This window comes from Clostridium intestinale (genome assembly GCF_035905475.1).
Lineage (GTDB): Bacteria > Bacillota > Clostridia > Clostridiales > Clostridiaceae > Clostridium_T > Clostridium_T intestinale.
This window is the reverse complement of sequence record NZ_CP121166.1, coordinates 3,988,238-4,010,661: the sequence shown is the minus strand read 5'-3', so window position 1 is coordinate 4,010,661 and position 22,424 is coordinate 3,988,238. Positions and strand designations below refer to the sequence as shown.

Sequence of the window (22,424 nt, the reverse complement as noted above, 5' to 3'; positions counted from 1 at the left end):
GACTCCTCCCCTTTATTCTACTTTTTACTTAATTTTTCAATAACAGCCATAACTTCATCAAGGAATTCTTCTTCTCCAAATCCAGTTAAGAATCCTACAGCATTAATAGTAGGAATACCATAATCTGCTTCTGGAAGTGGACTTGTATGAGTTATAAAATCAAAACCTCCTCCCGATACTAAATTATAAGCTTCTGTTGGTCTAGCTTCCTTAGTTGTAATATATATACCTCTTTCTTCAAGTTCATCTTTTAGCTTTTCAGCTATCATTGATGAAGTAACTGTTCCTGATCCACATACTGATAAAACACTGAATTTTTTCATTTTACATTCTACCCCTTTTCATATTATTTTTATATTAGACTGCCAAGCAGCGTAATAGCTCATTTACTTCTTCTTTTGATGAAGCTTTTTGAAGATTCATCAGCAATTCTTTATTTTGGAAAACTGACATTAATGTTTTTAGTAACTGAACCTGTGCATTAGGATTTTTTACTGCAAGTAAAAATACTAATTGCACTTTTGTTTTTTGTGTAGGGTCAATCATCATATTAAACTCTACCGGTTCCTCTAATGTAGCAATTGCTATTGTTGACTCATTTACGTGACCTGAATCTGTATGTGGTATAGCTACGCTAAACCCATCTATAGGTAACCCAGTAGGAAGTGTTTCCTCCCTAGTAAGAACTGCATCTACATAACTATCTAGTACATATCCTTTTGACAACATAAGATTTCCTAACTTTTCTATGACCTCTTGTGACGACTTTGCTTTTAATTTTAGTTCGATTAAATCTAAATCTAACATGATATTTTCACTCCTTTAATTAATTTAATATATAGTAAATTTTATCTTTAAACTCTTTAATGCTTTTAGTAGCCTTTAATTCTTCTATAAACTCTTGTTTTAAGAATGGCTTTAGCATACTTTTTACAAGACTTTTATCATTAACTCTAAGGGTTGGTAGACATACTATTTGAACATTACCAAATCCCCAGCTTATAGGTCTTTTGAGTTTTACGAAAACCATAGAAGATCTTTTTACTTCTGACGTATCTCCATGAGGCATAGCTACTCCCCCTTTAAAGAAGGTTGGAACTATTTCTTCTCTTTTTAGTACAGAATTCATAAAACCTTTATTTACATATCCTTTATTTATAAGTAAGGAGCACATTATTTCAATTAACTCCTTAGAGTTTTTGATGTCTGGTTCAAATAGAATTAAATCATCATCATATATTGAGCTACTATTAAGCTTGCTTTTATTTAATATAAATTCCAGTTCTCTTGATCCGTTATTTATTAATAGTGGATCATAAGGTATAAAGTTTATTCCTTCAATCTCTGGATTTATGGTTCCTACTATTGCTATAATCTTATAATTCATTCCAATTTCTTTGATTTTTTCTCTTAGCTTTTCATCCATAACACCTAGTTGAAATATATTGAGATTGGGATAATTTTTCAAGTAAGATTCTTTTATAAATGAAGCTGTTCCTTCACCAGTTAAACAAAGTGTAACTATTGCTTTAGGTTTTGAGGTTTCCTCTACAACTAAGTTAGGATAACTTACTCTAGATCTAGTTAGACTGAAATAAATTTCATCTAAATCACTATCGTGTAAAGATGCCTTTCTAGCGGCTTCTATAACACTTAGTAAATCTACTCTGTCTATTGTCCTAGTTTTTATTCCAAGCTTGTCTGAAATCATCCCTCCAACCTTAACTAATGAACCCATATCAACTAAAAATATTATTCCTTTTCCTTCATCAACTATTTTAGAAACTGCTAGTGCCTTTTCATAAATTACAGATGGATTTTCGCTTAAGGGCATATCTATTGCTACTGGAAATTTAACATTTAATAGTTGTTTTGTTACCTTCACTATCTCTGTAGCAATCTGTCCATGGGAAAGAACTATTACCCCTACTCTACTTTCATTTGGTTTCTTTTCAGTAGCTGCCTTTATATACATAGCAATGAATCCAACTTCATCTTCTGGTATTTTTATGTTTTTCTTCTTTTCTAATTTTTCTGCAAAACATAATGCTGATCTATATTCTTCAAAGAGTTCGTCCTTTATCTTAGCTAAGTTAATGTTAATTATCTGCTGTTTAAGCATTATCCTTTTAACAGCTTCTTCAAGATGTATAGCTAAATAAAGAAATACGTTTTCATTAGATGAGTCAATATTTTTAATCAAACTCCCTCTTAGCTCTTTAACTAAGTTAACTATATCGCCATCAATGAGATTTACTAAATCATTTAAGGTAACTAATTTATCCTTATCCCCATCAAATTCTAGATCTTTAAACTTATTTACTATAAAGGTCCAAAGTATCTCTTCACACTCTTCTGCTTCCATATCTAGATTTAATAGTTCATGGTATTTCTTTTCAATTTGAGAATAAAAATCTTCTAAAAACACATCATCATTTTTACTATTTTTTAAAACCTCTATCTTATTTCCAGACAAGGGAATGAGTATCATATCCTTGCTGTACTTTCTAACTTCCATTACATTTACATCTTCTAGCATAAGACCATTATCAACTATGTTTGATTCTAAAACTTCATCATAGCCTATATTGATTATGTCCTCACTTCTATTTATGTGTTTCATAAATGCTCTGGCGCAAATAACCTTTATTATGCTTTTCAACTGGCCTATATTTCCGTTAAACTTTTTTAGTGTCAATATTTCAATTACTCTTGCCTCTATATAAATCTTGTAATTGATTCTGTCGCACTCTTCTTGAAAAAACTGATATATTAGATTAATTTTCTCTACAAAAAATCTTTCTTTTAATGAAGGTATAGAAATTATCATAGGTATTCTTCTTCTAAATGTTAGAAGAAGCTGAGATTCTATGTTTTCGGTAGTAGCACCTATGAACATAATATTTACTTTTCTTTCAACACCTGTCTCCCCAAGCCTTCTAAATGTACCCCTATCTAATATTGAGAAAAGTATTTCTTGTCCTTTCGGGGGAAGTCTATGAATTTCATCTAAAAAAAGTATCCCGTTATTTGCTTGTTCTACTAATCCCTCACTATCTGAATCCGCTCCTGTAAAAGCTCCTTTTTTGTATCCATATAATAAGGATAATAATAATTGAGGATTGTCCCCATAGTCTGCACAGTTGAATATTATAAAAGGCATGTCTTCTGAACCTTCTCTGTAATTCTTAGCAAACTTGTACATACTCTCTGCAAATTGTGTTTTACCAACACCACTCTCACCTGTAATTAATGTAGGAAGTCCAAAAGGTGGATATAGTATTGCTGACTTAGCTTGATAAATACATTTTTTTAAACTTCCGTTATAACCTATCAAAAGTTCAAAAGGATCTGAGTATTCATCTCCATCAATTATCTTTTCAATATTTTCACCGTTTTCTTGCAATAACTCTTCAACTACATGCCTCGATATATCAAAACCATCTTCTAAAAGTTTCCTAGTTATTTTACTTACATTTATCTTAGGATCCTTCTTTAGAATTTCTTCTACTTTATTTTCAAGATAAGGTTTTCTTCTTTCTCGAGAGTTTCCTATATTAAGTTCTTTTCTTAATGCGGTGATATTTTCTCTTGATGTAGCTAACATCTTTGCAAGCTTAGCATCAGTATAAGGATCTTTTTTGTTTTCATTTTTTATTAGGTTTATAAACTTGTCTTTTAAATTCATACTAAATCCTCCTACGTTTATATATTTAGCAAGTGCTGTGCCAAACATATTTCTAATTGTAATTTATCTCCTAACCCTCCTTTCTAAGCCAAAAGAAATTAAACTGTATACATTTTCAAAAATAGACTTACGTTTTCTGTATACATTTTCTTAAAATTTTATACTAAAGTTAGATTTATTTAAATGAGAAAGTTCTCAATTTTGAGGCAAAAAAATAAGGTCAGAGATTTTACTCTCTAACCTTATTTGTGTATTTCTTTATAATGCTAATTCCTTGTATTTCTCCAAAAGCTTAGCTAACTTACTATAAATATCTTTTGCTCCGCCAGTTAAGTCACTTTCTATATTTAAAGCAAGTAAAGGCTCATGAAGAGATAATCTAAGTAGGAACCAGCCTTGTTCTTTTAGACAATTTATTTTTATTCCTTCATAGTTTTTAGGTTCAATACTCCAGCCTTCTATAGTAGAAACACTTTCTTTTAAATCTTCTATAACAGACTGTCCGTAAGGTCTAAAATCTTCACACTTAATTTTTATCCTTTTTTCTTCAGTTTCTAAAGGATGCTTTAAGTCTTTTATTAGGGAATCTATATCCTTGCCCTCTTTTTTCAATTTGGACATTTCTATAAGGATTTTTACTATAAGGTAAGCTCCATCATCTAGAAAATAGTTTTCCTTTAAAGCTGCATGCCCTGAAGTTTCTATTGCTAAAGGAGATACTATGCCTTCTTCATTAAGCCTTTTAGCTTCGTTTATGACATTTTTATATCCTCTTTTAAATCTATGATGAACTCCACCTAAGTTAGTTATAAACTCTGCTAATCCTGTTGAGGTAATAGAATCTGTAACTATAGTTGCCCCCTCATTTTCTTTTAAAACTATAGAAGATATTAATGCTATAAGAGCATTTTTATTTATCTCTTCTCCTGTTTTAGCAACTATTGCTGATCTATCTACATCGGTGTCAAATATTATTCCTAAATCTGCTTTTGAATTAAGTACTGCATTTTTTATAGATTCCATAGCTTCTTTGTTTTCTGGGTTAGGTATATGGTTAGGGAAAGTTCCATCTGGGTCTAAAAACTGACTACCTTCAATGTCTGCCCCAAGTTCCTTTAATACCTTATCTGCAAAGAATCCACCTGCTCCATTTCCTGCATCCACTATTATTTTGCTTCCTGCCAATGGTTTTTCAGTTCCTACAGCAATTCTTACTTTATCAACTAGTAATTTAGAATAGTCTTTTACTAAATCTATTTCTGAAACAGTTCCTTGTGATACCACTATATAATCTTCATTATCTTCTAAAGCCAAATTTATTATTTCATCAATATCTTCTTTCTCACATCCTCCAAGTGGAGTGAAAAATTTAAGACCATTATAATAATATGGAAGGTGGCTAGCTGTTATCATTATTGATCCATCACATTTATACTCTTCTAAAACCGTAGTCATAAACATAGATGGTGTGGTAGTAATTCCACAATCATCTACATTTACTCCAACTTTAGTTAGAGACTCAGTCAAAGCTGATTTTAAACTAGGACCTGATAATCTCGAGTCCATACCTAATGCCACTTTTATATTATCTTTATTATTTGACTTATTTTTTAAAAACTTTGCAAAACCAACTCCAAGTAATTTCACAATTTCGGGGCTTAGGGTTTCTTTGTACTCTTCAGTTTCTATAGCTATTCCCCTTATATCCGTACCATTTTTCAGCTTTTTTAATGTAAGTTTTGTATTATCATCTACTACATTATATAAACTTGTGCTCATGGTTATTTCCCCCCTTAGTAATAACTATTAAAGTGATTTAGCTGCTTCAACTATATCTTTTGCAGTTAATCCATAATGTGCTAATAGAACATCTGGAGTTCCTGATTGACCAAATACGTCTTTAACTCCTATTCTCTTAAGTTTAGCTGGAGCTTCTTCAGCTAATACTTCTGCTACTGCTGAACCTAATCCACCTATTATGCTGTGTTCTTCAGCTGTAACTACTTTACCTATAGTTTTAGCTAGGTTTACTATAAGTTCATTATCTAATGGTTTTATAGTTGGTATATTTACAACAGTTGCTTCTATGTTTTCTTTGCTTAATGTTTCTGCTGCTTCTAAAGCTTTAGCTACCATTATTCCTGTTGCTACTATAAGTACGTCTTTTCCTTCTCTTAAAACTTCACCTTTTCCTATTTTGAATTCATAGTTTTCATCATGGATTACAGGTGTAGCTGCTCTTCCGAATCTTATATAAACTGGTCCATAATAATCTACTGCCGCAAATACTGCTTTTTTAGCTTCTACCGCATCAGCTGGATTTATTACTACCATATTTGGTATACTTCTCATTAAAGATATATCTTCTATAGCTTGATGACTTCCACCATCTTCTCCTACTGTTATACCCGCATGAGTTACAGCTATTTTAACATTTAATTTTGGATAAGCTACTGAGTTTCTGATTTGCTCAAATGCTCTTCCTGCTGCAAACATAGCAAAAGTAGTTGCAAATGGTATTTTTCCACATGTAGCTAATCCTGCTGCTGTTCCAATCATGTCACCTTCTGCTATTCCCATATCAAAGAATCTATCTGGTGCAACATTCTTGAATTCTCCACTCTTAGTTGCTTTTGCAAGGTCTGCATCTAATACTACTACGTTCTCATTTGATGCTAATTCTTTTAATGCTTCTCCGTAAGCTTCTCTAGTTGCTATATTCATTATTTTTCTCCTCCTTGTAACTCACTTAAAGCTTGTACTTTTTGTTCTTCATTTGGTGCAGTTCCATGCCATGAAGCTTTATTTTCCATGAAGGAAACGCCTTTTCCTTTAACTGTCTTAGCTATTATTGCTGTTGGTTTTCCTTTAACTTCTTTTGCTTTAACTAAAGCTTCTTTTATTTCTTCTAAATTATGTCCATCTATAACTAAAACATTCCATCCGAAAGCTTCAAACTTCGCATCTACTGGATTTACGTTCATAACTTCTTCGTTTGATCCATCTATTTGAAGTCCATTATGATCTATGAAAGCTACTACATTATCTAATTTGTAATGAGATGTACTCATTGCAGCTTCCCAGATTTGTCCTTCTTGAAGTTCTCCGTCTCCGATTATTGTATATACTCTATAGTCTTTTTTGTTTAATTTTCCTGCTAAAGCTATTCCATTAGCTGCTGATAATCCTTGTCCAAGTGATCCTGTTGACATATCTACTCCTGGAGTTTTCTTCATGTCTGGGTGTCCTTGAAGTATTGATTCAAATTTTCTTAAAGATTTAAGTTCTTCTTTTGAGAAATATCCTCTTTCTGCTAAAGCTGCATATAATCCTGGTGCTGCATGTCCTTTTGATAAAACAAATCTATCTCTGTCTTCCCATCTAGGATCTTCTACCTTTATGTTCATTTCCTCGAAATATAATACTGTTAATATATCTGCGATAGATAATGATCCACCTGGATGTCCTGATTTTGATGCTGTTAACATTTCAATGATGTCTACTCTTATAGCTTTTGCTATATCTTTTAGTTTTTCTGTATTCAACTTTTTTTCCTCCTTAAATCTTATCTTAAATCTTATTTTTTATTGGCATGTTGTTGCCAAAGATTTTATAAATTTTATACGATTTCTTTTAAGAATGCTGATGTACTGAATACATGCAACAATTGTTGAAGCTATTTTCTTACTTTTGCCCGTTATAGCGGTTTTGTGCTTCTTCATTTATATTCTAATCTATTTTTCACGCTAAGTAAAGTATATTAACGCATATTTTTTACTTTTATTTGCGTTTTTTTTCTTATATTTAATTGTTTATATTTTATTTAATAATTGTAAAATATATGTTATCATATTCTTTATAGTATATCTATTCAGCAGATTGGAACGGTGATTATGTTAAAAGAAGAACGTCAACAGGAAATTTTAAAAATTATAAACTCTGAGCAAAAGGTTATTGCAAGTGATTTAAGTCATAGATTATCTGTTTCGGAAGATACCATAAGAAGAGATTTAAAAGATCTTGATAATAAAGGATTAATTAGAAGAGTTCATAGTGGTGCTCTTAGACTAGGTCCTCCACTTGAGGATTTTTCTATTAGAGAAAAAGTCTTCAGTGATATAAAGATGAGTTTAGCCCAAAAAGCTTTACCCTTTATAAAGGATGATCAAGTTTTATTGATTGATGGTGGAACTACAAATTTATGTTTAACCAAACAGCTACCTATCAATCTAAAAGCAACAGTGATAACCAACAGTCCACCGATAGCTGTAGCTTTAGCTAATCACAAACAAATAGAAGTTATTATGCTTGGTGGCACATTGAACAAAAAATCAATGATAAACGTTGGAATAGATACGGTTGAGGCGTTATCTACCATGAGAGTTGATATCTATATTATGGGTATATACAATATAGACTCTCAAATAGGGGTAAGTTGCCCTACCCTTTCTGAATGTTTGACCAAAAGAAAAATGGTGTCAATTTCCTCTGAAATAATAGCACTTGTTACTTCAGATAAACTAGGAACAGTTTCAAATCAAGTTGTTTGCCCACCTCAGGATTTGAGTTATTTAATAACTGACTCTATTAGTTCTGAAATCAAAAATCTTTATAGCAGACAAAATATAACCGTCATAGATTAGGAAAAAGTGAGAGAAATCTCACTTTTTTTCTTATCTACTTTATGTTAAATAATTATCAATTTTAATATCAATTATTTATGAATTTGCTATTTTTCTCATAAAATTTCCCACCTTATTTAAACATTTTCATCAACTACTTCGCTTATATAGCTAAACTTTAATTAAACTATAAATTTAAAATTTTCTGAAAATAACCTTGATTTAATTCAATTCTTGTTATATTATTAACATAGATGTTAAATAATTAACAATTTGGATTAAAGGAAGGGATTTGTATGAAAGTTACTAATAGTGAAGATTTAATGGTTAAACTAGAAGAAATAAGAAAAGCTCAAAAGATATTTTCCTCATATACCCAAGAACAAGTAGATAAAATATTCAGAAACGCTGCCATAGCTGCAAATAATGCAAGAATTAAATTAGCTAAAATGGCTGTAGAAGAAAGTGGTATGGGTGTTTTAGAAGATAAGGTTATGAAGAATCATTTTGCAGCTGAGTATATTTACAATAAATATAAAGATGAGAAAACTTGTGGTGTTTTAGAACATGATGAATCTGCTGGTTTTAAAAGAATAGCTTCTCCTATAGGAGTTGTAGCTGCTATTATTCCTACCACTAATCCTACATCAACAGCTATATTTAAAGCTTTAATATCTTTAAAAACAAGAAACGGAATTATATTCTCTCCTCATCCGAGAGCAAAAAATGCTACTATTGAAGCTGCAAAAATAGTTTTAAAAGCAGCAGTTGAAGCTGGAGCCCCAGAAGGTATAATTGGATGGATAGATGAACCTAGTATCGAACTTTCTCAAATTGTTATGAAAGAAGCTGATATCATCTTAGCAACTGGTGGCCCTGCTATGGTTAAGGCTGCTTACTCTTCTGGTAAACCTGCCATAGGTGTAGGTGCTGGTAACACCCCTGCCATAATAGATGAAACTGCTCATATAAAAATGGCAGTAAGCTCAATAATTTTATCCAAATCCTTTGACAACGGCGTAATATGTGCTTCAGAGCAATCAGTATTAGTTTTAGACTCAATTTATGATGAAGTAAAGAAGGAATTTGAAGAAAGAGGAGCTTATGTATTAAGATTCTTCGAAGCAGAAAAACTAAAAAAGATACTATTAGTTAAAGGTAATATAAATCCAGATATAGTAGGACAATCTGCTTTAAAAATAGCTGAACTTGCTGGAATTACCGTGCCAGATAATACAAGAGTTTTAGTTGCAGAGGCACAATCTGTAGAATTCTCTGAACCTTTAGCCCATGAAAAGTTATCTCCTGTACTAACAATGTATAGAGTTAAAACTTTTGATGAAGCTATAGAAAAAGCTTCAAGATTAATTGAACAAGGTGGTTTAGGACATACCTCAACCCTTTATATAGATACCTTAACACAAAAAGAAAAATTAGATAAATTCACTTTAAATATGAAAACTGTTAGAACTTTAATAAATGTTCCAGCTACTCATGGAGCTATGGGGGATGTGTTTAACTTTAGATTAACACCTTCACTTACACTTGGCTGTGGTCCATGGGGTGGAAACTCAGTTTCAGATAACATTGGACCAAAACATTTATTAAATATAAAAAACGTAGCTGAGAGGAGAGAAAATATGCTTTGGTTTAAAGTACCACAAAAAACCTATTTTAAATATGGTTCTTTACCATTTGCTATAAGAGAACTAAAGGACTTAGGTAAAAAGAAAGCTTTTATAGTAACAGATAGAATATTAAATGATCTAGGATATACAAATAGAGTTACAGATGTTCTTAGTGAAATAGGAGTAGACTTTAGAATATTTACTGAAGTTGAACCTGATCCTACTCTATCTACTGCCCTTAAAGGTGCAAATGAAATGTTAAGCTATAATCCTGATGTAATTATAGCCCTAGGGGGAGGATCTCCTATGGATGCAGCAAAAATAATGAGAGTTTTATATGAACACCCTGAGATTCAATTCGAAGATGTTGCTATGAGATTCATGGATATAAGAAAAAGAATATGTCCATTCCCTAAATTAGGTACTAAGGCAATGATGGTAGCTATAGCAACCTCTGCTGGTACAGGCTCTGAGGTTACACCTTTTGCAGTTATTACTGATGAAAAATCAGGTATAAAATATCCACTTGCAGATTATGAGTTAACACCTGATATGGCTATAGTAGATGCAGAATTGATGATGAATATGCCAAAAGGATTAACCAGCGCTTCAGGAATAGATGCATTAACCCATGGATTAGAAGCCTACACATCTATTCAAGCTTCTGAATATACTAATGGGTTAGCAATGGAATCTATAAGACTTATATTTAAATACCTACCTCTTGCTTACGAGGAAGGAACAACAAATATTAAAGCTAGAGAAAAAATGGCCCATGCTTCAACTATGGCAGGAATGGCTTTTGCAAACTGTTTCTTAGGAGTATGTCACTCAATGGCTCACAAACTAGGAGCAGAACACCATATTCCTCATGGAGTAGCTAATGCCTTACTAATAAATGAAGTTATAAAATTTAATGCAGCAGATGATCCTAAAAAACAAGCAGGATTCCCTCAATATAAATATCCTAATATAAAAATGAGGTATGCAAGGATAGCTGATTATCTAAACCTTGGTGGAAATACTGAGGATGAAAAAGTAGATTTATTAATAAAAGCTATAAATGAACTTAAAAAGAAAATAAATATTCCTATGAGCATAAAAGAATATGGAATATCAAAAGAAAATTTCTATAGAAACCTTGATGATATGTGTGAGCAAGCTTTTGATGATCAATGCACAGGAGCTAATCCAAGATATCCTCTTATAAGCGAAATCAAAGAAATGTATATAAACTCATTTGATTTAGAGGAAGCTAAAAAAAGTAAAAGTATATTTTCAAAATACCCTAAACTTGCATAAATAAGCCTTTTCTACACTCAATAATAGAAGAAGCCTAGGATTTTAAATCTTCGGCTTCTTCCCTTATATTCTTTAAAAGTCTATTTATTTTCTCTCCTATTTTTACTCTCTCTTTTTTAATCCAATCAATATCTATTTCCAGCCCAAAATTCTTACCAAAAGAATAATATATATTTATCCTCTGATAATACAGCTCTAACTCCTTTAAATCATTCATAAAATATCTAGGTTTACTTATTTCCTTTTTATTAGATATAAATATTTCATCTATATAACTCAAATAAGTTATCATAAGTTCTCTTTCACTAATATCAAAAGGAATCTTCATAAGTTTCCACTCTATTTCTTGAGATAATCTATAGGTCTTTATATTTTCAAGTTTTATTATATACTCACTTACATCCATCTTTCTGTATAAACTACCCTCAACTTCTCTTGTACTCCAAAGGGCAAGCTTATCTTTAAGTGGGATATTTCTTATATTTACAATCCCTTCACTAGGACCTAAAACAGCTTCATAAATATTCTCATCCTTAGTCTCTAAGTTATATCTTATAAACTCTCCACTCTCTCCATAAGCAGCTACATACCCTCTATCATAAATACCTTTTCTACCCGCTCTTCCTGCTATTTGCTTAATTTCTTGAGATGTTAAACTTCTAACCTCATTACCATCAAACTTCCTAGTATCCATAAACACAATTCTTTTCAATGGAAGATTAACACCCATACCAATAGCATCAGTTGTTATTAAAATACTGTTTTCACCAGTTACAAATTCCTCATACTGCTTTCTTCTTACCTCTGGAGGTAAATCACCATATATAAGACTAGCTTTTATGCCCTTTTCGGCAAAATAACTAGCTAACTCCAGCACCTTTTTCTTAGAAAAAACAACTAGCCCATCACCGGCTGATGTATTTTTAAGTTTAAAAGCTTTATCTTCAACTATTAAAGGCATCTCTCTTACATATTCTATTATTTCATAATCTTCTCCGCAGTCCTCAATAATTTTTACTAGTATATTTTTAGCATTAAAAGCCCCACATACATGAACTTCTCTGGCCTTAAGTCCTAAAACTGCACGAGTCCACGCAAAACCTCTAAAGTCATCTTTAATCATTTGAATCTCATCAATTATACCTACGTCATATTCCTCATCTATATTAAGCTTTTCTATAGTACAGCTTACATGTCTAGAATTTTCAACTAAATCCTCTTCCTCACCTGTTACAAGATCGCAAGGAACCCCTTGCTTATTTAACTTTTCATAGTTTTCAAGGGCTAAGATTCTCAGGGGAGATAAATAAATACCCTTATTAGCCTTCTTTAAAGCCTCCATAGCATTATAGGTTTTTCCTGTATTGGTTTCTCCTAAATGAAGATAAAATTTTCTCTTATATTTTCTAGTTTCTCTATATTCATCTTTTGGATTCTTAGGAAAAGTTCTGTTAAAGTCTTCTTCCAATACCTTGGGTATATGCCTGGTAAGTAAAATACTCAGCACCCCAGATTTCATAAATCCCTCATAGTCATCCTTAATTATTTTATTAAAACTAAATTCAGTTCCATTTTTTCTATTATAATCTTCTATTATTCTCTCAGACACATACTTAAATAAATCTATATACCTATAATATACATCCTTAAAACCCTTAAACCCTTTATCCTGCATACCTTTTAAAATCTTTATTTTCTTTCTTAAAGAGGCCTCCTGCTCCCACAAAGCATTATTTTTGGAATTTCTCGCAATAGTTTCAATGTTACTAATCTGTTCTTTAAGCTTTTTAAATTCCCTGTCCTTACTCTTTTTCACGCCCAAGCCCCCTAACGTCAAATGAGATTATCCCTTCCTATATTATAAGTTTATTTATAAAATACATACCTTAAAACCAAATTCGATAATTTATTATAACATTATTGAAATAAAAAATCGTCAAGGCGATTATGAGCCGTCGATTTTTTTTGCGCATCTGCCTTTCTGAACGCATGTGAAGAAAACTGGCAGGCGCTCAATTCCTATTTTCTTGCATAGGAAAGCACTTTCTTCCTATGCAAGAAAAATGAGAGTATCCTCAAATACTCTCAAATAATTAGGGATTTATAATATTTATAATCTCCTCTATAGTTTCATCTATCTTCTTATTACTTGTATCTATCTTTATAGTATCCATATTTCTATAAAGCTCAAGCCTTTTAAGGCTATTCTCTAAATTTCTGTCTCCTCTTCCATTCTTAAAATCCTCAATAATCCTATTTCTCAAAACTTCCTCTGAACATATAAGAGTTATCTTATACAACTCAAAATCAAAATCTTTAAGTCTGTTCAGTAATAGCTCAAAAATACTCTCTTCATGAATCACCCAGTTAAAAACAATATGTTCTAAAGATGAATTCCTTAAAAAATTACTCAAAAGATAAACTATGTTATCTTCAACCATCTTTTTATTTTCATCATTGACTACAAAAGGGTTCATCATCCAACACCAATCCCCATCAAGCCAAACAGAATTATCAAGACTTTTATATAAAGCTTTTGAAATAGTACTCTTTCCAACACCCATAGTTCCATTTATGATTATTAGCTTCTTTTTCATTTACATAACCCCTTATTTTATATAATATTAAATCTTTATCTCAAATACTCACTATAATAAGGAAGTAAAACTTCATAAGCCTCCAAAACTTCTTTAGGAATATCCATGTGACCTATAAATCCTTTTCCCCTAGGTCCATATCCATTTTCATCATCTTTAAGTCTAGGTATTTCTCCCATAATTAAAGAAATGAATCTGTGCATATCCCAAAGCCCATAAATATCATTATCTATAAACTTCATTTCTCCATTCTCTTCTTTGATTAATGGTACAAAGCAGGAATAATTAATAAATTCCACTTGTTTATCCTTCCATTCCTTCTTAAAACATTCATCTGTTCTTAACTGCATGGTTGGATCTTGAAGAATTAAAATTGTTTTTGGCTTTTTGTTTAATTCTTTTATAACATTAAAGGCTTCATGGGCGTTAGATCCACAATTAGTAGATTTATTTTCAATAATTATGTCTTCCTCTTTTATACCCTGATTCTTAACTAAAACATCTTTTAGAATATCTGCTTCTGCTCTATTTTTTACTTCTATACCTTCATATTTTAAATTATTAAGTATATTTTCTTCTAAATATATAGTTGAGTGTCCGATTCCCCCTACTATCATAATCTCTTTTGCTAAATTATTTTTGTAAGCTCTGCCACCCTCTTCAGCTATATAGGGAATAGCGCTTCCCAATATTATTAGCAAATCCACTTTATCTATATTACATTTTTTAAGTAATTCTTCTTTTGAAATCTCTTTAATATCTCTTTTAGCTAAATACATTATTATCTCATTAAAAGAATCAACAATCTCTTTGGTGATTTTCTTAATCATAGCTTTCTTACCTCCAGATATATTAGTATTTGTTAATATTTTACCATATATTTTTTGATACCGATAATTTAATACTTAAAATGAATCTAATGAAATATTTCCCCCATTTAACTGGATATCTGGATATCCAGATTTCTGTATTTCTGGTTTTCCAGATAACCATTTATATGGTTATTAAACATAATAATTTAATTTGGCTTAGAAGGTCTATCTAAGAGTAGTAGCCTACTTAAATAGACTAATTTCAAGTGAAATTTGACAATCTTAGCTTAATCACTTAAAATCATTGTAATCAATACAAGGGGGTATTTTAAAATGAAACAATTATCTTTGAGAACCCTAAAGCTTATTTGGGGACTTTTTTTATTTGCTTTAGGTGTAGTGCTAACAATTCAAGCTAATATTGGACTTGCTCCTTGGGATGCTTTTAGTGTGGGGGTATCTAATATTACAGGAATTACTTATGGAAATGTTGTGATACTTACTGGAGTGGGTATTCTTATATTTATTGTATTACTTAAAGAAAAGATAGGTTTAGGAACAATCCTAAATACTGTTTTAATCGGGGCAATGTCAGATATTTTATTAGGTTTAAAAATCATTCCTGTTATGGACAACTTTTTCTTTGGTTTAATAATGCTTTTAGTTGGACAAATAGTTATTTCTTTTGGAAGTTACTTTTATATAGGACAAGGGCTTGGTTCAGGTCCAAGAGATTCTCTTATGATTGCTCTTAGCAAGCGCCTTCCCAATGTTTCTATAGGGGTAATCCGAGGGGGAATTGAAGGGACTGCCTTAATAATAGGATGGTTACTTGGAGCTAAAGTTGGTATTGGAACAATAATATCTGTGTTTGGAATAGGTTTTATTATTCAATATACTTTTAAACTACTACGCTTTAATGTAAAAGCTGTTAAACATGACAGTTTATTTGATACCGCAAAATCATTTGCAAATTCTTAAAATTATAAAAGGATAAATAGTTATGTCTATTTATCCTTTTATTATTTAATCTCTTTTAGCAAATGCAACAACATGTCCATCTAAATCTAATCCATAAGATACATAGTCTCCCCAGTTTCTTATTTCCCCTTTACTTACCTCTTTACCACCTAGCTCCACTAACCTATCCAAATATTCATCTGGACTATCTACATATAAATAAAGCTCACACCTAGATGCACCATTACTCTCCTTTGGATGAGTTATCTTACTCCCAAGAATTCTTGCGATACCTTCCTCTGGCATTAAACCTAATACAGTTGTTTCTGAAACTTGAAATTCTGTCATTCCAGGTACATGCAGTCTAATACTTAATTTTAAAAGTGACTCATAAAACTTTTTAGATTTTTCTTGATCTTTAACATAGATTATAAACATAGCTTCTTTATACATATTTTTTCTCCTCAATATTTTTCATTATATTCTAATTAGAATAAGCTAAATTTTCTTTTAACTTACTCTTACACAAATCAAGTATTTTATTAATTTATTCCTTACTTTCTTTGGGTATATTGATATTCATATACTTCTCCTAAGTTAAGAAATGAAACAATCTTAAAACTTCATAATAGTTATCTGTAGTATAAGAAATAACCCTTGGTTCAATCAGTTTTGCCCCAGGATAAAAAGAATTTCTATATGCTTTTTCATGCCTTTCATAAGCTAGTTCTATATTAAAAGTTTTTGGCAAAGTAATTTTGCATAGACTATAATCTGTCACTAAGGCTTCCTTAACTAAAGTTTTAATATCTTTTATAGCTTTATTTGGATGAATATTTATAGTGCATTGTCCTACGCCTTCTTTAACTGCTAGAATCTTAATACTTCCATTTGTTTGTTTAACTTCATCTATAAGACCTTTATCTCCACTTACAAACACCACTGGTACATTATGAAGAGCTGCTGCATAGGCATTAATCAAAAACTCACTAGCATAAGCTCCATTTATTTTTATATAAGACATGCCTGTATCTAAAGTATGTGCAAGCGGACTAGTTCCACTACCTGCTCTTGAATGATATCCTATAAAAATAACTCCATCAAAACTTTCGTCCAACCCACTTACCATACACATAGGATCTCCTGCCCATCCACTTTGAAGCTTCACATACTCAGGTAACTCATTAATATCAATATTTCTTGCACTATCATGAGCATCTTTTACATATATGTCACTAGCTCCAGCTTCATAAGCTCCCTCACAAGCCGCCTTAACTTCTTTAGTCATCTGAACTCCGAAAACTGAAAAATCTCCATGCCCTTTCTCCGTTTCACTCCAACTAGTAACCCCTGTTATCCCTTCAATATCTGCACTAATATATATCTTCATACTTCCCTCCTACTAAATCTCTTAAATTTACCTATATTTTACCACAATTAAATAATCCTAGTCCTCTTATTATTTCATTCATCTTAACTGCATAGATAATTACCTACACGTCTGCCCTGTAGAGACTTCTTCACAAGTCTCATTAGATTCATTTCCTTCTCCTCAGATCCATCAAATTCTTTTAAGGACTTTAAACTTCTTTAATAGCTTATTAACTACTATCTGTACAATACTTAGAAATAGCTTTTTTATAATCTTTAAACTTATTAGATAAAAAAATAGCAAGTAACTTATCATAAAGCTACTTGCTATTTTCTTGCTACTTATAAACACCCCTTATCTTAGAAATTATCTTCTCATAAATCACTCTCATATGAGGTTCATTAGATACCTTAGCCACTTCATCTATAGGAATCCATTTTACTCCACTGTTTTCATCAGGTTTTATAATAAGCTCTTCATTTTCATCTGCTTCTAGTAAGTAGGTCACTGATAAATGAAGATGCGCAGATACATACTTTCCTCTCTTATAATGACCTGCTACAGGTAAAATTTCTAGAGAAAATATATCTGAAGTTATAGGTGTTACCTTTTTAATTCCAGTCTCTTCTTTTGCTTCTTTTAGCGCTACAGCTAACAAGTCTTCTTCGCCATCTGCATGACCACCTGTCCATGCCCATGAATCATAAATATTATGATAAATCATAAGAACTTTACTTTTATCTTTATTTAATATAAAAGCTGAACTTGTTAAGTGCGCTAATTCATTTTCTCTCGTAAGAATGTCCTTAAAGCTATCTATATGATATTCTATTAATTTTTTATCTTTCTCTTCTTGTTCATTGTAGGGTTTATAGTTTTTTATATCCTCAATAAATCTCATAACCTTCTCCTTGTGTGTAAATTAAAGAGCACTTTAGCTTTTAAACTATAGTGCTCTTATAATTAATTATACTTCATAATCTACAACTATTCTATCAGTTACAACTGCCTTTATAAAGGTACCAGCTTTAACGTGTTCTGGATGATTTTGATAAATGTTTAGTCCTTCTACAGTATCAAACTCAGAGTATAAAACTACATCATAAGCTTGCGTACTATCATTAAAATTAATTCCAACTTCAATAGCCTTTAGTGTCTCTATCTTTCCATCTAAAGCTTCAAGAATCTCTTTTATCTTTTTAGCATTTTCTACTTTAGTGTTTCCTTCAGCTTCCTCTTTTAATTTCCAAGTTACTATATGTTTTATCATTTTACATCACCTCTACCTATTATTTTAGCAGAACTATAGAATTTCTCCATTACTTTCTATTACTTTCTTAAACCAGTTAAAGCTCTTTTTCTTATACCTTTTTAAGTCTTTTAAATCTGTTTCATCACGGTTTACAAAAATAACCCCATATCTCTTTTTCATTTCTCCTTGAGAGCTTAGTATATCTGTACATCCCCACATTAGATATCCTATAACTTCTACTCCCTCTTCCATTGCAAGTTTCATTTGTTCAATATGAGCCTTTAAATAATCTATTCTATAATCATCTTCTACAGTGTTGTTTTCATTTAATTCTTCTCTAACGCCAATTCCATTTTCAGTGATAAATATAGGCATTCTATAGCGTGCATATATTTCTTTTAATGCCACTCTAATCCCTATAGGATCTATGGTCCATCCCCATTCATTTGCTTTTAGATTTGGATTTGGTACCATGCCCTTCATTACCTCTTCTGGGCTTTCTCCAACAAACTTAACAGTCTGGCTTTGATAATAGCTAAAAGTTAAATAATCAACAGTATTTTCTTTTAATAGTTCTTCATCACCAGCTTCAAATACAGGCATTATATTTTTCTTTTTTAAATTACTAGTTACGTAAGATGGATATTCTCCATTTGCAAAAACATCAAAGTATAAATCATTAAATAATTCCTTAGCCTTTAATGTAGCTAATGCATCTTCTGGTTTGCAGCTATTTGGATACATGGTCATGTAAGTAACCATTCCACCCATTTTACCATCTGGTATAATTTCATGAAGCGCTTTAGTTGCTTTTGCATGAGCTATAAAAACATTATGACACACTTGAAAAGAAAACTCTTCTATGTTATCTCCTTCTTTAGGAGTAGCTCCCCATGCTTGTAAATGCATAAGAACTAGGTTTTGCTCATTAAAAGTAATCCAATATTTAACCTTATCTTTAAATCTTTCAAATACTGTTCTAGCGTAGTTTTCAAACAAATCTACAACTTTCCTTGATGCAAAACCATTATATTTATCTGCTAAAGCTTGTGGAATATCAAAATGGTATAAAGTTATAACAGGTTGTATTCCATTTGCCAGCAACTCATCAAATATTTTATTATAAAATTCTATTCCTTCTTCGTTAACGTCCCCTTCACCCTCTGGAAATATTCTGCTCCAAGAAATGCTGGTACGATAAGTATTTATACCTAATTCCTTAAAAAGTGCTATATCTTCTTTATATTTGTGGTAAAAATCAACTGCTACTTTCCAATCAGAAAAGCCTTCCTTAATCTCTCTGGTATCTACTATAGATACTCCTTTTCCACCTTCATTCCAAGCTCCTTCACTCTGAAAAGATGTAACTGCTCCTCCCCACATAAAGTTCTCTGGAATTATATTCTTTGTTTCTTTTGTCATTCCCTTCATCTCCTTTGAATATATTATTACCCTTAATATAAATTTTACCATTATGCTTTAAATATCACTATAATAAAACTTAGTGTTTCATAATTTGAAAATATTTTTGACTATAACGCAAAAACAGCACATAATTTATTATTAAAATTACATGCTGTTCCTATATTAATTATTCTAAATTCTAAGGTGCAAATACAAATGATACTATAAGAGCTGCTAAAGCGCCTCCTACGATAGCTGCCATCATATTAGGCAAGGCTTTTTTAAACTTTCCTCCTAGTGCTGTTGTTGCTGCTAATAGACCAAAACCAGCTGCAAATCCTTGATCAACCCAAGCACCAGATTGATGAATTAATGGTGTTGTTACTCCATGATTCATACTCCAGGTTAATGCAACAACAAAAGTTACTGCAAGCCATCCTCCTATAGCTCCAAAGTCCTCAACCATCTTTCCCCAAGCAATTCTAATAAAAAACGGAAATACAAAAGCACCTACCATAGTGTGTATAGCCATTGACATATTCATAATATCTTCCTCCATACCATTATAATTCTTCCTGTATAGTTTCTTTATCAAGATTAAATTCAACCACATTATTTTCTTCTATACTAACTATATCTAAATCTTCTTTTTTTCCCTTTAAGAAATCCTTTTCAATTTTAGCAGCTACAAGCCCACCTGCAACTGACCCTATTATTACACAAACTAATGTTGGAATACCATTTACTATAGACTCTGGAGATTTTTCTATAAATGCCTGTTTTAAAAATGCACATGTTGCTACCCCAAGTCCCATGTCTATAAAGGCTGAATCATCATCAAATTTAACTAACTGCAAGTAATGGTTTATATACCACAATGGACTTATTATTAATACACATGCAGCTACTCCACCAGCTATTCCATAATCCTTAACAAAATCTCCCCATACAAGAGCTACGAATAACCCTGCCAAACCATATCCTATTACACCTCTTAAAAATTTCATAAATGCCCTCCCTATATAATATTTAATAGAGCTATCGTACAAGAATAAATTGTACGACAGCTTCATTTATTTTAAATTTATTTTCCCTTATCTTTAGAACCTAGCAATAACATCTTCTCTTTAACAACTTCTTTCATAGCTTTTAAAGGGTTTTCGTATGCTGTACATGGCCATATAGCCATATGTTCTTTTTGATTTAATTCCTCTTTTAATTTAGTGAAAAATGCAGTAAGCATTTCTGAGAATATGTTTATCTTACATATTCCAAGCTCAATTGATGTTTTAATAGCTTCATCTGGAGTTCCTGAACCTCCATGCATTACCATTGGAACAGTAGATAACTTATTTAGAGTATCTAACCTATCAAAATGCAGTTTAGGTTCGCGTACATAAACTCCATGAGCCGTTCCTATTGCAACTGCTAATGCATCTACTCCTGTACTTTTAATGAAATATTCCATTTCTTCTGGATTAGTTAGGAAGTCGTCTGGATTGTCATACTCATCTGATTTTTCCTTCTTAATCCCAGTTTCAGAATTTCCTACTATTCCATCTCCAACATGACCAAGTTCTGCTTCTACTGATACATTAAACTTATGTGCATATTCTACAACTTCTCTAGTTATTCTTATATTATCCTCTATAGGCAGCACCGAGCCATCGAACATAACTGATGTAAATCCACTATTTATACAGTTTTTAATAAAATCAACATCTGTTGCATGATCTAAATGTAAACAAACAGGGACAGTTGCTCTTTTTGCCATAGCTATTAAAGATTTTGTCCAATATTCTAGCTTGTCACCCTCTAAGTCAACCTTTAATCCCATTAAAATCACAGGAGAGTTTAGCTCTTCTGCTGCCTCTATAACTGCCATAGCCATATCATTATTACTTACATCAAACGCTCCAACTGCATATTTTCTCTTTCTTGCGTCCTCTAGTATAGATTTTAAATTTACTAATGCCATATCTATTCCTCCTATATTTTTATAATCTTTAACTTTTATCTCATTAACATACCGCCAGTAACATCAATAGTCGCACCTGTAATATAATCCGCTCTATTAGAGGCTAAAAATACTACGGTATAAGCTACTTCCTCGGGTTCAGAAATTCTCCCAAGAGGAATTCTTTTCATATAATAATCTTCATCCTCTTTGTTATTTAACTGCTGTTCATTCATTTTAGTTCTCATTATTCCTGGAGCTACAGCGGTTACATTTATTCCATATTTAGCTACTTCTCTTGCCAAAGACACAGTAAAAGTAACTAATCCTCCTTTAGATGCAGCATAATGTGCATGTCCAGTTGTAGACCCGTGGAAGGCTGCCTGTGAAACTATATTTATTATTTTCCCTTTACTTTCTCGATCAATTAAATGATTAACCATCTTCTTGCTTAATATAAATGGAACTTGAAGGTTAATAATCATTGTTCTTTGGAAATCTTCTACTTCCATATCCTTAACATAAGCTGTAGGCCATACCCCTGCATTGTTTACAAGAATATCTACACAGCTAAACTCTTCTATAGCGGCATTAAATAGATTATCTATGCTTTCTTCATCTATTAAGTCTCCCTTTACTGCCACTACCTTTCCTGTATACTTTTCATTTAATTCGTCTACAAATGAACTTATTTCTTTCTCATTTGACCTATAGCTTAATACCACCTTTACGCCTTCTCTTGCCAACTCTTTACAGATTGCTCTTCCAAGTCCACCTCCGCCACCTGTTACAATAGCTACTTTTCCTCTTAAATTTAAATACATAGTCCA

At 31.6% G+C, this 22,424-nt stretch carries 21 protein-coding genes; 3 read left to right on the top strand and 18 right to left on the bottom strand.

Annotated elements, in window-relative coordinates; genetic code table 11:
• Positions 1-17 precede the first annotated feature (17 nt).
• From P8F83_RS20430 to P8F83_RS20405, 6 genes are all read right to left on the bottom strand, one after another.
• On the bottom strand, positions 18-323 hold the full coding sequence (locus P8F83_RS20430) for a PTS sugar transporter subunit IIB (RefSeq protein ID WP_021803685.1): 306 nt from the start codon (positions 321-323) through the stop codon (positions 18-20).
• A gap of 34 nt (positions 324-357) precedes the next feature.
• Positions 358-807 carry a PTS sugar transporter subunit IIA gene (locus P8F83_RS20425; RefSeq protein WP_181602184.1) on the bottom strand — a complete coding sequence of 150 codons (450 nt, stop codon included), beginning with the start codon at positions 805-807 and terminating at the stop codon, positions 358-360.
• 19 nt (positions 808-826) lie between these two features.
• Positions 827-3,736, bottom strand: a complete 2,910-nt coding sequence (locus P8F83_RS20420; protein WP_326512455.1) for a sigma 54-interacting transcriptional regulator — start codon at positions 3,734-3,736, stop codon at positions 827-829.
• Positions 3,737-3,946: 210 nt separating this feature from the next.
• Positions 3,947-5,467: a phosphohexomutase domain-containing protein gene (locus P8F83_RS20415; protein WP_326512454.1), complete on the bottom strand. Its 1,521-nt coding sequence runs from the start codon at positions 5,465-5,467 to the stop codon at positions 3,947-3,949.
• Between the two features lie 27 nt (positions 5,468-5,494).
• The gene (locus P8F83_RS20410; protein ID WP_238906802.1) at positions 5,495-6,412 is read right to left on the bottom strand and encodes a transketolase family protein; all 918 of its coding nucleotides are present in this window, start codon (positions 6,410-6,412) and stop codon (positions 5,495-5,497) included.
• Positions 6,412-7,233, bottom strand: coding sequence for a transketolase (locus tag P8F83_RS20405; RefSeq protein WP_326512453.1), 822 nt, complete (start codon positions 7,231-7,233; stop codon positions 6,412-6,414). Before P8F83_RS20405 ends, P8F83_RS20410 begins: the two co-directional genes overlap by 1 nt.
• Positions 7,234-7,581: 348 nt before the next feature.
• Between P8F83_RS20405 and P8F83_RS20400 the strand changes: the two genes are divergently transcribed.
• Together P8F83_RS20400 and adhE are read left to right on the top strand one after the other, a co-directional pair.
• Positions 7,582-8,331 (top strand): DeoR/GlpR family DNA-binding transcription regulator, encoded by a 750-nt coding sequence (locus tag P8F83_RS20400; RefSeq protein ID WP_034856372.1) that lies wholly within the window; start codon positions 7,582-7,584, stop codon positions 8,329-8,331.
• Between the two features lie 275 nt (positions 8,332-8,606).
• A complete protein-coding gene (adhE, locus tag P8F83_RS20395) occupies positions 8,607-11,240 on the top strand; it encodes a bifunctional acetaldehyde-CoA/alcohol dehydrogenase (RefSeq protein ID WP_326512452.1) in 2,634 nt (877 codons plus the stop codon).
• Between the two features lie 34 nt (positions 11,241-11,274).
• Here the strand turns inward: adhE and P8F83_RS20390 are convergent, their stop codons facing one another.
• From P8F83_RS20390 to P8F83_RS20380, 3 genes are all read right to left on the bottom strand, one after another.
• Entirely contained in the window at positions 11,275-13,056 is a 1,782-nt protein-coding gene (locus P8F83_RS20390; RefSeq protein ID WP_326512451.1) for a DEAD/DEAH box helicase, read from the bottom strand.
• Positions 13,057-13,333: 277 nt separating this feature from the next.
• A complete protein-coding gene (locus tag P8F83_RS20385; RefSeq protein ID WP_326512450.1) occupies positions 13,334-13,837 on the bottom strand; it encodes an AAA family ATPase in 504 nt (167 codons plus the stop codon).
• A 35-nt stretch (positions 13,838-13,872) separates the two neighbouring features.
• Positions 13,873-14,667 (bottom strand): YdcF family protein, encoded by a 795-nt coding sequence (locus P8F83_RS20380; RefSeq protein WP_326512449.1) that lies wholly within the window; start codon positions 14,665-14,667, stop codon positions 13,873-13,875.
• Positions 14,668-14,982: 315 nt separating this feature from the next.
• On the opposite strand from P8F83_RS20380, the gene P8F83_RS20375 reads away from it, so the two are divergent.
• The gene (locus P8F83_RS20375; RefSeq protein WP_315112160.1) at positions 14,983-15,630 is read left to right on the top strand and encodes a YczE/YyaS/YitT family protein; all 648 of its coding nucleotides are present in this window, start codon (positions 14,983-14,985) and stop codon (positions 15,628-15,630) included.
• Between the two features lie 45 nt (positions 15,631-15,675).
• Here the strand turns inward: P8F83_RS20375 and P8F83_RS20370 are convergent, their stop codons facing one another.
• The 9 genes from P8F83_RS20370 to P8F83_RS20330 form a co-directional block, all read right to left on the bottom strand.
• Positions 15,676-16,062 (bottom strand): VOC family protein, encoded by a 387-nt coding sequence (locus P8F83_RS20370; protein WP_326512448.1) that lies wholly within the window; start codon positions 16,060-16,062, stop codon positions 15,676-15,678.
• A gap of 139 nt (positions 16,063-16,201) precedes the next feature.
• The gene (locus tag P8F83_RS20365) at positions 16,202-16,999 is read right to left on the bottom strand and encodes a M55 family metallopeptidase (protein ID WP_326512447.1); all 798 of its coding nucleotides are present in this window, start codon (positions 16,997-16,999) and stop codon (positions 16,202-16,204) included.
• A gap of 319 nt (positions 17,000-17,318) precedes the next feature.
• Positions 17,319-17,882, bottom strand: a complete 564-nt coding sequence (locus tag P8F83_RS20360) for an NUDIX hydrolase (RefSeq protein WP_326512446.1) — start codon at positions 17,880-17,882, stop codon at positions 17,319-17,321.
• Positions 17,883-17,948: 66 nt separating this feature from the next.
• Positions 17,949-18,251, bottom strand: a complete 303-nt coding sequence (locus tag P8F83_RS20355) for a Dabb family protein (protein WP_021803720.1) — start codon at positions 18,249-18,251, stop codon at positions 17,949-17,951.
• A gap of 33 nt (positions 18,252-18,284) precedes the next feature.
• Entirely contained in the window at positions 18,285-19,655 is a 1,371-nt protein-coding gene (locus P8F83_RS20350; protein WP_326512445.1) for a glycoside hydrolase family 1 protein, read from the bottom strand.
• A 181-nt stretch (positions 19,656-19,836) separates the two neighbouring features.
• Entirely contained in the window at positions 19,837-20,181 is a 345-nt protein-coding gene (locus P8F83_RS20345; RefSeq protein WP_326512444.1) for a Lin0368 family putative glycerol transporter subunit, read from the bottom strand.
• Between the two features lie 19 nt (positions 20,182-20,200).
• On the bottom strand, positions 20,201-20,644 hold the full coding sequence (locus P8F83_RS20340) for a Lin0368 family putative glycerol transporter subunit (protein ID WP_326512443.1): 444 nt from the start codon (positions 20,642-20,644) through the stop codon (positions 20,201-20,203).
• Between the two features lie 77 nt (positions 20,645-20,721).
• Positions 20,722-21,615 carry a class II fructose-bisphosphate aldolase gene (locus P8F83_RS20335; protein ID WP_326512442.1) on the bottom strand — a complete coding sequence of 298 codons (894 nt, stop codon included), beginning with the start codon at positions 21,613-21,615 and terminating at the stop codon, positions 20,722-20,724.
• A 35-nt stretch (positions 21,616-21,650) separates the two neighbouring features.
• Positions 21,651-22,418 carry an SDR family NAD(P)-dependent oxidoreductase gene (locus P8F83_RS20330; protein WP_326512441.1) on the bottom strand — a complete coding sequence of 256 codons (768 nt, stop codon included), beginning with the start codon at positions 22,416-22,418 and terminating at the stop codon, positions 21,651-21,653.
• Positions 22,419-22,424 lie beyond the last annotated feature (6 nt).

Coding starts and splice junctions, on each gene's coding strand:
- P8F83_RS20360 (WP_326512446.1), bottom strand. CDS start 17,882: ATGAGATTTATTGAGGATATAAAAAACTATAAACCCTACAATGAACAA.
- P8F83_RS20350 (WP_326512445.1), bottom strand. CDS start 19,655: ATGACAAAAGAAACAAAGAATATAATTCCAGAGAACTTTATGTGGGGA.
- P8F83_RS20430 (WP_021803685.1), bottom strand. CDS start 323: ATGAAAAAATTCAGTGTTTTATCAGTATGTGGATCAGGAACAGTTACT.
- P8F83_RS20415 (WP_326512454.1), bottom strand. CDS start 5,467: ATGAGCACAAGTTTATATAATGTAGTAGATGATAATACAAAACTTACA.
- P8F83_RS20380 (WP_326512449.1), bottom strand. CDS start 14,667: ATGATTAAGAAAATCACCAAAGAGATTGTTGATTCTTTTAATGAGATA.
- P8F83_RS20335 (WP_326512442.1), bottom strand. CDS start 21,615: ATGGCATTAGTAAATTTAAAATCTATACTAGAGGACGCAAGAAAGAGA.
- P8F83_RS20420 (WP_326512455.1), bottom strand. CDS start 3,736: ATGTTTGGCACAGCACTTGCTAAATATATAAACGTAGGAGGATTTAGT.
- P8F83_RS20425 (WP_181602184.1), bottom strand. CDS start 807: ATGTTAGATTTAGATTTAATCGAACTAAAATTAAAAGCAAAGTCGTCA.
- P8F83_RS20365 (WP_326512447.1), bottom strand. CDS start 16,999: ATGAAGATATATATTAGTGCAGATATTGAAGGGATAACAGGGGTTACT.
- P8F83_RS20370 (WP_326512448.1), bottom strand. CDS start 16,062: ATGTATAAAGAAGCTATGTTTATAATCTATGTTAAAGATCAAGAAAAA.
- P8F83_RS20410 (WP_238906802.1), bottom strand. CDS start 6,412: ATGAATATAGCAACTAGAGAAGCTTACGGAGAAGCATTAAAAGAATTA.
- P8F83_RS20330 (WP_326512441.1), bottom strand. CDS start 22,418: ATGTATTTAAATTTAAGAGGAAAAGTAGCTATTGTAACAGGTGGCGGA.
- adhE (WP_326512452.1), top strand. CDS start 8,607: ATGAAAGTTACTAATAGTGAAGATTTAATGGTTAAACTAGAAGAAATA.
- P8F83_RS20400 (WP_034856372.1), top strand. CDS start 7,582: ATGTTAAAAGAAGAACGTCAACAGGAAATTTTAAAAATTATAAACTCT.
- P8F83_RS20340 (WP_326512443.1), bottom strand. CDS start 20,644: ATGAAATTTTTAAGAGGTGTAATAGGATATGGTTTGGCAGGGTTATTC.
- P8F83_RS20385 (WP_326512450.1), bottom strand. CDS start 13,837: ATGAAAAAGAAGCTAATAATCATAAATGGAACTATGGGTGTTGGAAAG.
- P8F83_RS20345 (WP_326512444.1), bottom strand. CDS start 20,181: ATGAATATGTCAATGGCTATACACACTATGGTAGGTGCTTTTGTATTT.
- P8F83_RS20355 (WP_021803720.1), bottom strand. CDS start 18,251: ATGATAAAACATATAGTAACTTGGAAATTAAAAGAGGAAGCTGAAGGA.
- P8F83_RS20375 (WP_315112160.1), top strand. CDS start 14,983: ATGAAACAATTATCTTTGAGAACCCTAAAGCTTATTTGGGGACTTTTT.